The 14,257-nt window shown below is 54.3% G+C and carries 14 protein-coding genes; 9 read left to right on the plus strand and 5 right to left on the minus strand.

The features are described from left to right. Position 1: 1 nt before the first annotated feature. From ABWV33_RS09915 to ABWV33_RS09930, 4 genes are all read right to left on the minus strand, one after another. Entirely contained in the window at positions 2-1,261 is a 1,260-nt protein-coding gene (locus tag ABWV33_RS09915; protein ID WP_353330455.1) for a TRAP transporter large permease, read from the minus strand. Continuing rightward, complete coding sequence (locus tag ABWV33_RS09920) at positions 1,258-1,800, minus strand: TRAP transporter small permease (protein WP_353330457.1); 543 nt, start codon at positions 1,798-1,800, stop codon at positions 1,258-1,260. Before ABWV33_RS09920 ends, ABWV33_RS09915 begins: the two co-directional genes overlap by 4 nt. Before the next feature lie 68 nt (positions 1,801-1,868). Continuing rightward, complete coding sequence (locus ABWV33_RS09925) at positions 1,869-2,852, minus strand: TRAP transporter substrate-binding protein (protein WP_164617713.1); 984 nt, start codon at positions 2,850-2,852, stop codon at positions 1,869-1,871. A 49-nt stretch (positions 2,853-2,901) separates the two neighbouring features. Then, positions 2,902-3,444 carry a 3-hydroxyanthranilate 3,4-dioxygenase gene (locus ABWV33_RS09930; RefSeq protein WP_353330459.1) on the minus strand — a complete coding sequence of 181 codons (543 nt, stop codon included), beginning with the start codon at positions 3,442-3,444 and terminating at the stop codon, positions 2,902-2,904. Between the two features lie 370 nt (positions 3,445-3,814). On the opposite strand from ABWV33_RS09930, the gene ABWV33_RS09935 reads away from it, so the two are divergent. The 3 genes from ABWV33_RS09935 (at position 3,815) to preA (ending at position 7,313) form a co-directional block, all read left to right on the plus strand. Continuing rightward, positions 3,815-4,447, plus strand: a complete 633-nt coding sequence (locus ABWV33_RS09935) for a cupin domain-containing protein (RefSeq protein WP_353330461.1) — start codon at positions 3,815-3,817, stop codon at positions 4,445-4,447. Between the two features lie 158 nt (positions 4,448-4,605). After that, positions 4,606-5,940, plus strand: coding sequence for an NAD(P)-dependent oxidoreductase (locus ABWV33_RS09940; protein ID WP_353330463.1), 1,335 nt, complete (start codon positions 4,606-4,608; stop codon positions 5,938-5,940). A gap of 68 nt (positions 5,941-6,008) precedes the next feature. After that, positions 6,009-7,313, plus strand: coding sequence for an NAD-dependent dihydropyrimidine dehydrogenase subunit PreA (gene preA / locus ABWV33_RS09945; protein ID WP_113824601.1), 1,305 nt, complete (start codon positions 6,009-6,011; stop codon positions 7,311-7,313). Between the two features lie 50 nt (positions 7,314-7,363). Here the strand turns inward: preA and ABWV33_RS09950 are convergent, their stop codons facing one another. Continuing rightward, positions 7,364-7,972, minus strand: a complete 609-nt coding sequence (locus ABWV33_RS09950) for a TetR family transcriptional regulator C-terminal domain-containing protein (protein ID WP_113824600.1) — start codon at positions 7,970-7,972, stop codon at positions 7,364-7,366. Between the two features lie 167 nt (positions 7,973-8,139). Between ABWV33_RS09950 and ABWV33_RS09955 the strand changes: the two genes are divergently transcribed. The 6 genes from ABWV33_RS09955 to ABWV33_RS09980 all read left to right on the plus strand — a co-directional run bounded on the left by ABWV33_RS09955 (position 8,140) and on the right by ABWV33_RS09980 (position 14,240). Further along, positions 8,140-9,390 (plus strand): Zn-dependent hydrolase, encoded by a 1,251-nt coding sequence (locus tag ABWV33_RS09955; protein WP_353330466.1) that lies wholly within the window; start codon positions 8,140-8,142, stop codon positions 9,388-9,390. Then, positions 9,387-9,707, plus strand: a complete 321-nt coding sequence (locus ABWV33_RS09960) for a hypothetical protein (RefSeq protein ID WP_353330467.1) — start codon at positions 9,387-9,389, stop codon at positions 9,705-9,707. The genes ABWV33_RS09955 and ABWV33_RS09960 overlap by 4 nt, the downstream gene beginning before the upstream one ends. Before the next feature lie 17 nt (positions 9,708-9,724). Next, the gene (hydA, locus tag ABWV33_RS09965; protein WP_353330469.1) at positions 9,725-11,179 is read left to right on the plus strand and encodes a dihydropyrimidinase; all 1,455 of its coding nucleotides are present in this window, start codon (positions 9,725-9,727) and stop codon (positions 11,177-11,179) included. A 437-nt stretch (positions 11,180-11,616) separates the two neighbouring features. After that, on the plus strand, positions 11,617-12,393 hold the full coding sequence (locus ABWV33_RS09970) for an ABC transporter ATP-binding protein (protein ID WP_353330471.1): 777 nt from the start codon (positions 11,617-11,619) through the stop codon (positions 12,391-12,393). 87 nt (positions 12,394-12,480) lie between these two features. Further along, a complete protein-coding gene (locus ABWV33_RS09975; RefSeq protein WP_353330473.1) occupies positions 12,481-13,398 on the plus strand; it encodes an ABC transporter permease in 918 nt (305 codons plus the stop codon). Further along, entirely contained in the window at positions 13,395-14,240 is an 846-nt protein-coding gene (locus ABWV33_RS09980; RefSeq protein ID WP_113824595.1) for an ABC transporter permease, read from the plus strand. Before ABWV33_RS09975 ends, ABWV33_RS09980 begins: the two co-directional genes overlap by 4 nt. The last annotated feature ends 17 nt before the right edge of the window (positions 14,241-14,257 follow it).

The following is a 14,257-nucleotide window of genomic DNA, read 5'->3' on the forward strand; positions in this document are numbered from 1 at the left end:
CCTAGATGAGCGCTGTGCTTAGGGTTGGAAAATAGCTCAGCACCAGCAACACCACTGTCACGGCCAACAAAAAGGGCCAGAGGGCGGCAAAGATTGTGAACGGTTTCACGCCTGACATGGCTGATGCAATGTATAATCCGACGCCCACAGGTGGGGTGAGCAGCCCAAGTACGAGGTTGAGGCTGATGACGACCCCGAATTGGTAGGGGTTGATGTCATAGGTGTTCATCGCAATTGGCAGTAAGATTGGCGTGATTAGGATCAGGGCGGCGATGCCATCGATCAGCATCCCTACAAACAGCAGACAGACATTGACGATCAACAAAAACGTAAAGGGATCAGATGTCACAGTGGCAAGGAAGGCGGCCAGTTTCTGCGGCAATTCCTCGTAAATTACCACCCAGCCAAACACATTGGCGGCAGCAATCATGAAAATAACCAGCGAAGAATTGGTCGCAGTGCGTACAAACAACTGCCCCAGATCAGCAGGTTTGATTTCACGATAAATACCCCATCCCACGGCCAAAGCGATAAGGGACGCCACAGCAGCTGATTCCGTTGGCGTTGCTATCCCAAAGAGAATGCCACCGACAATGGCAATTGGTATCAGAAAAGCAGGCAGAGCATCCCGCAACGCGCGCAGCGCCACTGGGAGCGTCATCCATTCGCCTTTGGGGAAGTCTTTGACGAGCCCAATCAAGGCAATCACGATAAAGAAAGATCCGGCCATGATCAGGCCCGGGATGATCCCGGCAATGAAAAGATCCCCAATCGGGAGTTGGGCCAAGACGCCGTAGATCACAAACAGCATCGACGGCGGAATGACAGGGGCCAGCAATCCCCCAGCCGCAGTGGTTGCAGCGGCAAATCCGGGGTCGTAACCTTCTTTGGTCATGGCGGGCACCATGGCGCGGCTCATAACGGCGATCTGACTGGCCGCCGATCCGATGATGGCTGCCATGAACATATTGGCCAGCAAGTTGATATAGGCCAACCCACCACGAAATCCTCCGACGAAAACACGGGCGGCTTGGACCAAGCGTTGGGTCATTCCGCCTTCGTTCATTAACTCCCCTGTAAGTATGAAAAGTGGAATGGCAAGAAGTCCATAATTTTCCACACCAGCAAAGGCTTGTTGAGCGAAGCTATCGTACAAAACCGTGTTGCCGCTTTCGTGAATGTACCACAATGCAGTCAGGGCCAGCACCAGGGCAATCGGTACGGATGCAAACAGGAGAACAATAAAAATCAGGGGCGTCATTCAGCAGCCTCCACTTGGGCGGCATGGCCGGGATGAAACAAGTTGGCAGTGGTGTGCAGCAAGGCACCAAGGGTAAAGACAGGCATTACCAGCCAGACCCAGACCTTTTTGATGCCCAGCGTATTCGTCGGTTCGGCATAGATGAAATTGAACGTATTGCCTTGAAACGCTTTGATGTCCCATCCGGCCTCCATCAACTGCAGGGGCATGAACCAACGCAGGCAAATCCAGACCATCAGGCAGGCGAACATGAAAATGACGACATCTACGCCGCGTTCCATCCAATAGCGGACTGGGACTGGGACGAATTCATTGACGACGGTAACGGCAATTGTGGACCGGTAGTGAATAGCGGCAGAAGCCGCCAGAAAACACATCCAGACCATGGCATAAATTGCGGCTTCGTCGACCCAATAGATTGCATTGCCCGTTGATCGGGTCACAACATTAAGCAGGATAAGACCTGTGATAAGAGCCGCGAAAGTCGCAGCCAAAAAAACTTCGATACGTGCCCAGAGGTGGGAAGCCCGATAAAGCATGTGCCTGCCTTTGTCTGACACACGACGGGCCGGATTTCGCCCGGCCCGTCGTGCATTGGATGTTTGGGTTATTTTGTTGCGTCAGCCGCAGCGCGCAGATCAGGAAGAGAGGGGGCTTTAGCCGCCCAGATTTCTTCCCATTTGCCCATAACATCGCCGAAATACGCCGCATCAACTGTGTGCACATTGATACCGACAGTGTTCAGCTTTTCAGTCCAAGCGGGGGATTTTTCGATATAGGCGTCCAACGTGGTATCCACGTGCTTTGCCATCAACTCTGAAACCATGGCTTTGTCTTCGGCAGACATCCCTGCGTAAACGCGCGCTGAAATCAGCCCAACCATTGGGAACATCATGTGGTTTGAAATCAGCAAGGTGTCAGCATGTTCATAGTATTTCAGAACATTGATCAGCTCGACATCCATATCAATGGCGTCAACCTGTCCGTTGGCCAATGCGTCATAAACGGCTGGCAAAGGCATCGGTGTGGGGGCCGACCCCAAGAGGTTGTAGAAATCAAGAATCGGGTCAAACGGGGTGATCCGCAGTTTCACACCAGCCAGATCAGCCGCTGAATTGACTTCACCCCGGCTCAGGATTTGACGCATGCCGGCACTACCATAGCCAACGCCAACCACGCCGGCCTCTTGCGGCAAAACTTCTAGCATCCCTTTAGCGGTGTCCGAGCGCAGGATGGCAGCGGCATGGCTCATGTCATTTGCTAGATACGGCGCATAAAACGCCCCCATGTTGGGAACACGGTTGCTGACTTCGGCAACAGTCATGAACGCCATGTCCAGTGCGCCAGTCTGCAGTTGTTGCAGCATTTGTGCTTCGTTACCGAGTTGACGGGCTGGAAAGACCGTCACGCTATGCGCACCACCAGATTTTTCGGCCAGTTCATCGCCGAATGCTTGGGCAGCTTTGGTCCAAACATGCGGTGGTGGCGTGATAAGGCCTAGACGAAAATCTTTGGCCGCAGCGGGTAAGGCAGTGAGCGCCAGTGCTGCACAGGCGGCGCTTTTTACGAGCCCTTTAAAGGTGAATGTCATCTCTCTCTCCCTGATAGAATCATTCGTTTTTTTTGAGTGTAAGGGTGGTTCAGAGTGTGACCCAACCCTCGGGTGGTTCTTTTCCCGGATGAACCTCGTTACAACTGGGGCAGGTGCGTGCTTCGGTCGATGCATAAAACTGTTCATAAACGGGCGGCAGATCGCGGACGATGCTTTCCAGGATCAGTTCGGCGCGGTGGACTTTGGTCCCACATCCAAAGCAGAACCATTCAATTGCATCATGGGCGCCCTCGGGCCGTTTCGGTTCAATCACCAACCCGATCGATCCTTCTTGCGGACGCTGTGGGGAATGGCGCACATGCGGCGGCAGCAAGAAAATCTCGCCTTCGCGAATGGGAACATCGTAGAACTCCCCGCCGTCAAACAGCTTGAGTACCATGTCGCCTTTGAGTTGGTAAAAAAACTCTTCGACGGGGTCGTCGTGATAGTCAGTGCGTTTGTTTGGCCCCCCGACAACGGTGACCATAAGATCAGCATCTTCCCAGACCTGCTGATTACCAACAGGTGGCTTTAGAAGATGTTTGTGCTCATCAATCCATTTTTGAAAGTTAAAGGCGCTCAGGCGTCCCATTGGTCTATTTCCTCCCGTTTTGCCCGGTGGGGCTTTGACTCAGCGTCGGTGCGCGAGAGGGTGAATGACAAGAGAATTGTCTGAATGCTGGTATTGAAAAACGAAATACCCATGGCCTCCGTGGCAAGAGCGGGTTTGGTGCAGAAGGGGGCGATAAGTATTTCATGTATGAAATTTTAAGGTTAAAGCATGTGTGTTTGTCAAGCTTTTTTGGCAAGAATCTGAATGGGTCGTTTGCCTAGACTGATTGGGAATAGCGAAGGACCCAGACGAAAACGAAGACCTCACAATCTGGTCACTTCTTCGGTAAAGTGTTTCATTTGAATGTGACTGCCCCCATCTGACGGAGGCAATTAGACTGGAGACGAACATGCGACTCAATGCTGATTTCACCCAACGTGCCTCTGTTCACTTTGATCAGACAGATTGGGTTCCGTCCCCGGCTGCGGGCGTCGAGCGAAAGATGTTGGATCGAATCGGCGATGAAGTTGCGCGCGCAACCTCGATTGTTCGGTTTGCGCCGGGGAGTGCGTTTTCAGCTCACACCCATGATGGCGGCGAAGAGTATTTGGTGCTGGATGGGGTGTTTCAGGACGAGTTGGGTGATTTTCCCAAGGGTACTTATGTTCGCAATCCGCCAACGTCATCGCATACACCGGCGACGGAACCGGGCGCGATAATCTTGGTTAAACTTCATCAGTTTGATCCGGATGAAAGAACCGTAGTGCGAAAATCAATGGACGGCGCTGGCATTGTACCCTTGCACCAAGATGCGCATGAGGACGTGCGCATTGAAAATTGGGCTCCGGGTGCATCGGTTTCAATCGATGCGCCGGGTGGGATCGAAGTGTTCGTTCTAGACGGAAGCTTTGTTGAGGCCACCGAAGAGTTTGCGACTTGGAGCTGGCTTCGACTGCCGCCTGGGTCACAGCTTTTGACCACTGCGGGCGTTGCTGGTGCGCGGGTCTGGATCAAGTCTGGACATTTATTGGGCATGATTTAACCGCCTTATCCGCACTCGAACACAGAAAAAATGCTTAAAAACCGGGCGCCTCAGCCCGGTTTTTGCGTTTTTGGCCAAGTTTTAAAATTTTACCAATTGATAAAAAATTCAAATGTGGCAATCTGGGACGCATAAAAACATATCTCAGGGAGAGAGAGATGGCACAGGGCCAGACAGCTCCGGACATTCAGGCCGGGCGGCTATCCAGCGATGAAATTGCCGGAAACTTTGACGACCTTCACCCAGCATATGCCCCTCACGAGGCAGCTGTGGCAGCGGATCGTTGTTATTTCTGTTATGATGCGCCGTGTGTAACGGCATGTCCCAGCGACATTGATATTCCGCTGTTCATTCGTCAGATCGCAACAGGAACACCAGAAGCCGCAGCGCGCACGATTTTCGATCAGAACATTCTTGGGGGCATGTGTGCCCGGGTCTGTCCGACCGAAACCTTGTGCGAAGAAGTCTGTGTTCGCGAAACCGCAGAGGGCAAGCCAGTTGAAATTGGGCGTCTGCAGCGGTTTGCGACTGATACACTGATGACCTCTGGGGTGCATCCGTTTGAACGCGCTGCTGCGACGGGCAAAACTGTTGCCGTCGTTGGTGCAGGGCCTGCGGGTCTGTCCTGCGCACATCGCCTGGCGATGCTTGGCAATGATGTAGTGATTTATGAGGCGCGCGCTAAATCGGGCGGCTTGAACGAATTTGGCATCGCCGCTTACAAATCCACCAACAGTTTTGCCGAGCGCGAGGTTGATTGGCTGCTGAAAATCGGCGGCATTCGTATCGAGACCGGCAAAGCACTGGGTGACGCGCTGACGTTGGACGGGCTTAAGGCCGACCATGATGCAGTGTTCTTGTCGATTGGTTTGACCGGTGTGAATGCCCTGCGCGTTGACGGCGAGGACAAAGAGGGTGTGCGGGATGCTGTCGATTTCATCGCCGATCTGCGTCAGGCTGATAATTTGGGCACGCTTCCAGTCGGGCGGAACGTTGTTGTGATCGGTGGCGGGATGACCGCGATTGATGCAGCGGTTCAATCCAAATTGCTTGGCTCTGAAAATGTGACGGTTGCCTATCGGCGTGGACGTGATGCCATGGGTGCAAGTCGGTTCGAACAAGACTTGGCAAGTTCGAAGGGCGTGAAACTGATGTTCAACGTTCAACCCATTGCTGTGCATGGCAATGGTGCGGCTGCCGAGATAGAGTTGGAATATACCTCTGGCACGGCCGGCGAGCTGAGCGGCACAGGAGAAACGATCCGCCTGACGGCAGATCAGGTGTTCAAAGCGATTGGTCAAACTCTAGAGGGCGCGCCTGATACGGTTGCGTTGGATGGCCGTAAAATCGCTGTTTCGGGTGTGGGCCGGACCTCGGTTGACGGCGTCTGGGCTGGGGGTGATTGCGCCGCCGGGGGTGATGATCTGACTGTAACGGCCGTGGCCGAAGGTCGTGACGCCGCAATGGATATTCACGCCAGCCTCAGCGCTTGACGCAGGCTGGAATCTGAATGTTTTGGACAAAATGAAGATGCCGGTTGTGCATCAGGGAGGCCGAACAAATGGCTGATTTAACAACAAACTTCTTGGGTATCCAAAGCCCAAATCCGTTTTGGTTGGCGTCCGCGCCACCTACCGACAAAGAGTACAATGTCCGCCGCGCATTTGAGGCAGGCTGGGGTGGTGTCGTATGGAAAACACTCGGCGCCGAAGGGCCACCCGTAGTGAACGTGAACGGCCCACGCTATGGTGCGATCTTTGGCGCGGACCGGCGGTTGCTGGGGCTCAATAACATTGAGCTGATTACGGATCGCCCGCTTGAAACCAATCTGGAAGAGATCACGCGCGTCAAAAAGGATTACCCGGATCGCGCCATCATCGTGTCCTTGATGGTTCCCTGTGAAGAGGCGGCCTGGAAAGCCATTTTGCCGCGTGTGATGGAAACCGGCGCTGATGGGATCGAGCTGAATTTTGGCTGTCCGCATGGCATGGCCGAACGCGGCATGGGGTCTGCTGTGGGGCAGGTGCCGGAATACATCGAAATGGTAACCCGGTGGTGCAAGGAAAACTATGACAAGCCGGTCATCGTCAAGCTGACACCCAATATCACGGATGTCCGTTTTCCGGCCCGTGCGGCCAAGGCGGGTGGTGCAGACGCAGTCAGCTTGATCAACACGATCAACTCTATCACGTCTGTTAATCTTGATGCGATGGCACCCGAGCCAATGATCGGCGACAAGGGCACCCACGGCGGTTATTGCGGTCCGGCGGTCAAGCCGATTGCGATGAACATGGTGGCGGAAATCTCCCGGTGCCCACAAACAAACGGCCTGCCGATTTCGGCAATTGGCGGCATCACCACATGGCGCGATGCGGCTGAATTCATGGCGTTGGGGGCTGGCAACGTGCAGGTCTGCACCGCCGCGATGACTTACGGTTTCAAGATCGTCGAAGAGATGATTTCAGGCCTGTCGCAGTGGATGGATGAAAAGGGCTATACCTCAACCGATGAATTCATCGGTATGGCAACACCCAATGTGACCGATTGGCAATATCTGAACCTGAATGCAATTTCCAAAGCAGTGATCGATCAGGACGCTTGTATCAAATGCGGCCGCTGTTATGCGGCGTGCGAAGATACCTCGCATCAGGCCATCGATATGTCCGAGGATCGCACATTCACAGTCAACGATGATGAGTGCGTTGCTTGTAACCTGTGCGTGAATGTATGTCCGGTTGACAATTGTATCACCATGGAAGCCATGGAGCCGGGTCTCGTTGATCCTCGCACTGGTAAAACGGTGACCGAGGAATACGCCAACTGGACAACCCACCCCAACAATCCCTCGGCGCAAGCGGCTGAATAGGCTTACGGCAAAACTATTTCCAAAGGGCGGTGCGTAGGCATCGCCCTTTTTTATGGGGTAAGCAGACGTTGGTACAGCGTTTCGACAAAAGCTTCAGCGCCGTCATATGGGTCTTCGTCACCCAAAATCGCCCGCACCTGAACATCAAAATCGGCATAGTGTTGGGTTAACGACCAGACTGAAAACAGCAGATGGTAAGGATGCACTCGGGCGATTTTTCCTGTCTCCATCCATTTTTCCAGTACAATTTTCTTTTCATCAACCAGCGTTTTCAGATCATGGTTCAAGGCATCGTGAATCCGGGGCGCGCCTTGGACGATTTCATTGGCGAACAGACGACTTTCCCGTGGGAAATCCCGGCTCATTTGCAGTTTGCGTCGCACATAAGCCATGATCTCGGTCAGTGGATCGCCCTCGGCATTCAAGTCGCGCAAAGGGTCTAGCCACGTGTCCATCAATTGGGCAAGCAAGGCGTTATGCATCTCGATTTTTGAAGGGAAATAGTAAAGCAAATTGGGTTTTGACAACCCGGCCTCGGCCGCTATTTGGTCGACGGTTGCCCCGCGAAACCCGTTGGCAGAGAAGACATTCAACGCAGCCTCAAGGATGGCAGCGCGGTTTTTTTTCTGAATTCGGGTAGGTGCGCGGTCTTTGGGCATTTTTTTGTGCCTACTTTCTTTTCAAACAAGCAATAAAGTTGGGCATTTTCGTCTTGAGTGGTCGCAATTTCTTGACTGGTGACGAACCCGTGATAGCGTGAGTTTGACCAGTTGGTCAAATCACATACGAAACGCGAGCCAAATCGCGAGCGACGAAGGGGAAAGACATGGCGGCGCCAGCACAGAATCTCAGGATCAACGGGGAACGGTTGTGGGACAGTCTGATGGAGATGGCCAAGATCGGCCCCGGCGTGGCGGGCGGCAACAACCGCCAAACCCTAACCGATGAAGACGGCGAAGGGCGGGCTTTGTTCCAAAGTTGGTGCGAGGCCGCGGGATGCACGATGGGGTTGGATCAGATGGGCAATATGTTTGCGCGTCGAGAGGGATCCGATCCCGAGGCCCTGCCGGTTTATGTTGGTTCACATCTGGATACGCAACCAACGGGCGGAAAATATGATGGTGTGCTTGGCGTTCTGAGCGGCTTGGAAGTGCTGCGGACCCTGAATGACTTGGGCATTCGAACAAAGCATCCGATCGTTGTCACCAATTTCACCAACGAAGAAGGCACGCGATATGCCCCGGCGATGTTGTCGTCAGGTGTTTTTGCCGGCATTCACACGCAAGATTGGGCTTATGATCGGGAAGATGCTGAAGGGAAGAAATTCGGTGATGAGCTAAAACGTATAGGGTGGCGCGGTGAAGAAGAAGTCGGCACGCGCAAGATGCACGCGTTTTTCGAACTGCACATCGAACAAGGTCCGATACTCGAGGCCGAGGGTAAAGACATTGGGGTTGTGACACACGGACAGGGGCTGAGCTGGACTCAAGTCACCATAGAAGGCAAGGATTCCCATACCGGATCAACTCCAATGCCAATGCGTAAAAACGCGGGGCTGGGCATGGCTAAGGTATTGGAAAAGGTGGATGAAATCGCCTGGTCTCATGCGCCACATGCCGTGGGTGCGGCGGGCCACATTGATGTGTTCCCAAATTCGCGCAATGTGATCCCCGGTAAGGTCGTGTTCACGGTTGATTTCCGGTCGCCTGATCTGTCGGTGATCGAGGATATGGAGGCACGGCTGCGTGTCGAAGGACAAAAGATCGCCGATGACATGGGTCTGTCGATCGCCTTTGAAAAGGTTGGTGGTTTTGACCCTGTTGCCTTTGATGAGGGATGTGTCACTGCCGTGCGCGGCGCCGCTGAACGGCTTGGGTTGTCCCACATGGACTTGATATCCGGAGCCGGTCACGATGCCTGCTGGATCAACCGTGTCGCGCCTACAGCGATGATCATGTGTCCCTGCGTTGATGGGCTGAGCCACAATGAGGCAGAAGAGATCAGCCCAGAATGGGCGGCAGCTGGTACAGATGTGTTGTTCCATGCTGTTGTTGAGACGGCGGAAATCGTCGAGTGAACACGGGCGAACTGCGGATCGTTGAACAGATCAAATCGTTGATTGCGCTTGAGGTTTCGGAGTTTGACGAAACCACTGACGAAGGGGCGGCAACGGTGCGGGCTTTTCGTCAGGCGCTGTGTGAACCGGAACAGGTGACGGCCAATTTTAGCGGTGGCGTAACGCAGGACTGCTGGACTGTCACCTATTCAAACGGGGCTTATCGGGTCCTGTTCCTGCCAACGGCAGGGTATTTTTCGCTCTGTGTCGAGTCCGAGATCGGACCATTGGATATCGGAGTGCATGGGAAAGCGATCGGCTGTTTCAGTTCGGTCTGAGGAAAGGGAGAGAGAGAATGACCAAAGTGATCAAGAACGGCACCATTGTGACCGCTGATCTGACCTACAAGGCGGATGTGCGGATCGAGGGCGGCGTGATCACCGAGATCGGGCCAGATCTGCGTGGGGACGAAGAGCTGGACGCGACGGGCTGTTACGTTATGCCGGGTGGGATTGACCCGCATACGCATTTGGAAATGCCGTTCATGGGCACTTACAGCACGGATGATTTCGAAAGCGGAACCCGGGCGGGGTTGGCCGGTGGTACGACAATGGTGGTGGATTTTGCGCTACCCAATCCGGGTGAAAGCCTGCTGGACGCACTGAAGCGCTGGGACAACAAATCGACGCGTGCCAATTGCGATTACTCGTTCCACATGGCGGTGACATGGTGGGGGGAACAGGTCTTTGACGATATGAAGACCGTGATCGAACAGCGTGGGATCAATACGTTCAAGCACTTCATGGCCTATAAAGGCGCATTGATGGTGAATGACGACGAAATGTATTCATCTTTTCAGAGGCTTGCTGAATTGGGTGGCATCGCGATGGTGCATGCCGAGAACGGTGATGTTGTTGCGGAGCTGAGCGCCAAACTGCTGGCCGAGGGCAACAATGGCCCCGAGGCTCATGCCTATTCCCGTCCGCCACAGGTCGAAGGTGAGGCCACTAACCGGGCCATCATGATTGCCGATATGGCGGGTGTGCCGCTGTATGTTGTGCACACATCCTGTGAAGACAGCCATGAAGCCATTCGCCGTGCACGGATGCAGGGCAAGCGGGTGTGGGGTGAACCCCTGATCCAGCACCTGACACTGGATGAAAGCGAATACTTCAATCCCGACTGGGACCATGCTGCGCGGCGCGTGATGAGCCCACCATTCCGCAACAAGCAACACCAGGACAGCCTATGGAACGGTTTGCAGGCCGGGTCGTTGTCTGTTGTTGCAACGGATCACTGCGCGTTCAGCACCGAGCAAAAACGCTATGGCGTGGGGGATTTCACCAAGATCCCCAATGGCACGGGGGGGTTGGAAGACCGGATGCCGATGCTGTGGACGTATGGTGTTAGCACAGGACGGTTAACACCCAATGAATTTGTCGCGGTGACATCGACAAATATCGCCAAAATTCTGAACTGTTACCCGAAAAAAGGTGCGGTTCTGGTTGGGGCTGACGCGGATCTGGTGGTTTGGGATCCTGAAAAATCAAAAACAATTCAGGCGACGACGCAACAATCCGCGATTGATTACAACGTCTTTGAAGGCAAAGAAGTCAAAGGCTTACCGCGCTTTACTCTCACGCGCGGACAAGTGGCTGTGCATGACGGCGAGATCCGTACGCAGGAAGGCCATGGTAAGTTTGTCGAACGTAAGGCAAATACCCCAGTGAACAAGGCGCTGAGCAGCTGGAAAGAGCTGACCTCACCCCGTCCGATTGAACGTTCGGGCATCCCGGCAACAGGCGTATAACCTGTTTTGACGATCCGATTTAGTGCATATCGACTTTTTATGTTCAGCCTCGCTTCGGCGTTGTTGACAGTCTTTCTATCAGCGTGCGTTTTGGCGGGGCTGCTCTTTTGGACGACACCGCATGTGGGGCTGTTCGGGGGGGGGGGCGTGTTTCTCATGCTTGGATTGGGGCTTGGTCTTTTCCTGGTTCCATTTGCTTGGCTGGCCAGTTGGGTCGTCAATCTTGTAATGAACAGGCTGCACTTAGGTACAGCTTTAGGACGGTTTACATTACCAGTCTTTGGAGTCTGCTCTGCACTGGTCGTGCTGGTGCCATTTTGTTCGATATCTCTATCGAATGAGGGTCGCTTGGGGGAAATGTATACTTTGGTGATCGTTGTGTCAGGCTGTATGGTCGGCGGCTTTCTGGCTCCAAAACTACTAGAGGAAATAAAATCGTGACGGTAATAGAAGCCTGTGGGCTTGATCTCACCTTTCAGACAAATGATGGTCCGGTTCATGCGCTTAAGGACGTGAACCTGACCATCGATAAGGGCGATTTTGTCAGCTTTATTGGCCCTTCGGGGTGCGGTAAGACTACCTTTCTGCGCTGTATCGCGGCGTTGGAAACTCCAACCGGCGGCACCTTGTCGGTCAATGGCATGACTGCCGATGAGGCTCGGCGGAACCGGGCGTATGGATACGTGTTTCAGGCGGCGGGCCTTTACCCGTGGCGAACCATTTCCAAGAACATAAAGCTGCCGCTGGAGATCATGGGATACTCCAAATCAGATCAGGAGAAGCGCGTGAAAGACGTGCTGGAACTCGTTGATTTGAAAGGATTCGGCGGAAAATACCCTTGGCAGTTGTCTGGCGGAATGCAGCAACGCGCAAGCATTGCGCGCGCGCTGGCATTTGATGCCGATATTCTGCTGATGGACGAGCCGTTTGGGGCGCTGGATGAGATCGTGCGCGACCATTTGAATGAACAGCTTTTGCATCTGTGGGCGCGGACGAACAAGACGATTGGCTTTGTGACGCACTCGATCCCCGAGGCTGTGTATCTCAGCACCAAGATCGTGGTGATGAGCCCTCGGCCGGGCCGGATTACGGATGTGATCGAAAGCCCACTGCCCAAAGAGCGGCCACTCGATATTCGGGACTCGCCTGAGTTCATCGAGGTGGCGCATAGGGTACGTGAAGGTCTGCGCGCGGGGCATGCAGATGCAGCATAAATCGACTAACACCAAAGGGGTGACATGCGTGCACCTTGCGTGCACCCCCTGTGCACCGCCGCGGCGCAGCATTTCGGAGGGGACACGATGAAATCAGCATTAGCTGTTTTGACCGTGATCGCTGTATTGGTCGCGTTTTGGTATGCCGCTTGTGTTCCGATGAACATCAAGGGCGTTTTGGTTGAGGCCGAACGCGCCGGAGCAGAGATTTCGACCCCGGGTGCAAGGGATCGTCGAGATATGGGCGAGGTGGGGCTGGTTCTGGACAACCGCTTTGCCATCCCGGCGACATGGGCGCAGGATCGTCCGCGTTTGCCCGCGCCACATCAGGTTGGAATTGAGCTGTGGAAAACCACGGTAGGGAAAAAGATAACCTCGAAACGGTCGTTGGTGTATCACGGCTGGGTGACGCTGAGCGCGACCTTGCTGGGGTTTGCAATCGGGACCGGGCTGGGCATTTTACTGGCGGTTGGGATCGTGCATTCCAAAGTCATGGATATGTCTGTGATGCCTTGGGCGATTGTCAGTCAGACCATTCCGATTATCGCCTTGGCGCCGATGATCATCGTCGTGCTGTATTCCGTCGGGGTGCAGGGCATTATCCCCAAGGCGATCATCTCGGCCTATCTGTCGTTTTTTCCGGTTGTTGTTGGCATGGTCAAAGGGCTGCGTAGCCCGGATCATATGCAGTTGGACCTGTTGCGCACCTATAGTGCATCCAATGCACAGGGGTTTTGGAAACTGCGATTGCCTGCATCAATGCCGTATCTGTTCACCTCGCTGAAGATCGGGATCGCCGCATCATTGGTCGGGGCCATTGTTGGTGAGTTGCCAACAGGGGCCGTGGCCGGGTTGGGCGCGCGTTTGCTGGCGGGAAGCTATTATGGGCAGACCGTGCAAATCTGGTCGGCGCTGTTTGCTGCCGCGATTTTGGCCGCGTGTTTGGTTGGCCTGTTGGGGCTGATCGAAAAGGCGGTGCTTAAACGGATGGGGATGGCGTCATGATGTTGGTTGTGATGGCCTTTGGTGTTTGGATCCTAGGTTGGTGGATCAACACACGGCTGGCCGAAGGGCCAAATGCACAGACCCGTGCAGTCAAGTTGCTGATCCCTACGATCTTTGGCGTGACGCTTCTGTTGGTTTGGGAACTTGTGGTGCGCGGCTTAGAAGTGCCTTTGGTGATATTGCCCGCGCCGTCGCTGATTGCGGTGCGCTTTGCCAATTCGATCCCGATCCTTTGGGTGGATTTCGCACAGACCTTTATCAAGGGCGCGCTGAGCGGGTACCTGATCGGGTGCAGTGCGGCGTTTTTGATGGCGATTGCGGTGGACCGGTGGGAATTCCTGCGGTTGGGTCTGCTGCCGGTGGGGAACTTTGTTGCGGCCTTGCCCATTGTGGGCACGGCGCCCATCCTGGTGATGTGGTTCGGCTTTGACTGGCAATCCAAAGCGGCCGTTGTGGTGGTCATGGTGTTCTTTCCGGTTCTGGTGAACACAGTTGCAGGGCTGCGAGAAACCACGGCCATGCAGCGCGATTTGATGGAAACCTATGCTGCGAGCTATTGGCAGGCGTTCTTTAAGCTGCGTTTGCCGGCTGCGATGCCATTTGTCTTCAACGGACTCAAAATCGCGACGACATTGGCGTTGGTTGGTGCAATCGTGGCCGAGTTCTTTGGATCGCCCACTGTGGGCATGGGATTTCGGATTTCCACCAGCGTCGGGCAATTGGCACTGGATATGGTTTGGGCTGAAATTGTGGTCGCTGCCTTGGCGGGATCGCTTTTTTATGGTGTCGTGGCAATGGTTGAGAAGGTCGTGACCTTTTGGCACCCGTCCCAGCGCGGATAAGGAGAGAGATTTTTTAA

Origin of the sequence: Phaeobacter sp. NW0010-22, from assembly GCF_040365955.1 — a bacterium.
In the GTDB taxonomy this organism is placed as follows: Bacteria; Pseudomonadota; Alphaproteobacteria; order Rhodobacterales; family Rhodobacteraceae; genus OMPR01.

Excerpts from the sequence above, each read along its gene's own strand:
- ABWV33_RS09925 (WP_164617713.1), bottom strand. The coding sequence starts at position 2,852 with ATGACATTCACCTTTAAAGGGCTCGTAAAAAGCGCCGCCTGTGCAGCA.
- ABWV33_RS09950 (WP_113824600.1), bottom strand. The coding sequence starts at position 7,972 with ATGCCCAAAGACCGCGCACCTACCCGAATTCAGAAAAAAAACCGCGCT.
- ABWV33_RS09955 (WP_353330466.1), top strand. The coding sequence starts at position 8,140 with ATGGCGGCGCCAGCACAGAATCTCAGGATCAACGGGGAACGGTTGTGG.
- ABWV33_RS09930 (WP_353330459.1), bottom strand. The coding sequence starts at position 3,444 with ATGGGACGCCTGAGCGCCTTTAACTTTCAAAAATGGATTGATGAGCAC.
- ABWV33_RS09935 (WP_353330461.1), top strand. The coding sequence starts at position 3,815 with ATGCGACTCAATGCTGATTTCACCCAACGTGCCTCTGTTCACTTTGAT.
- ABWV33_RS09920 (WP_353330457.1), bottom strand. The coding sequence starts at position 1,800 with ATGCTTTATCGGGCTTCCCACCTCTGGGCACGTATCGAAGTTTTTTTG.
- preA (WP_113824601.1), top strand. The coding sequence starts at position 6,009 with ATGGCTGATTTAACAACAAACTTCTTGGGTATCCAAAGCCCAAATCCG.
- hydA (WP_353330469.1), top strand. The coding sequence starts at position 9,725 with ATGACCAAAGTGATCAAGAACGGCACCATTGTGACCGCTGATCTGACC.
- ABWV33_RS09940 (WP_353330463.1), top strand. The coding sequence starts at position 4,606 with ATGGCACAGGGCCAGACAGCTCCGGACATTCAGGCCGGGCGGCTATCC.
- ABWV33_RS09975 (WP_353330473.1), top strand. The coding sequence starts at position 12,481 with ATGAAATCAGCATTAGCTGTTTTGACCGTGATCGCTGTATTGGTCGCG.
- ABWV33_RS09915 (WP_353330455.1), bottom strand. The coding sequence starts at position 1,261 with ATGACGCCCCTGATTTTTATTGTTCTCCTGTTTGCATCCGTACCGATT.
- ABWV33_RS09980 (WP_113824595.1), top strand. The coding sequence starts at position 13,395 with ATGATGTTGGTTGTGATGGCCTTTGGTGTTTGGATCCTAGGTTGGTGG.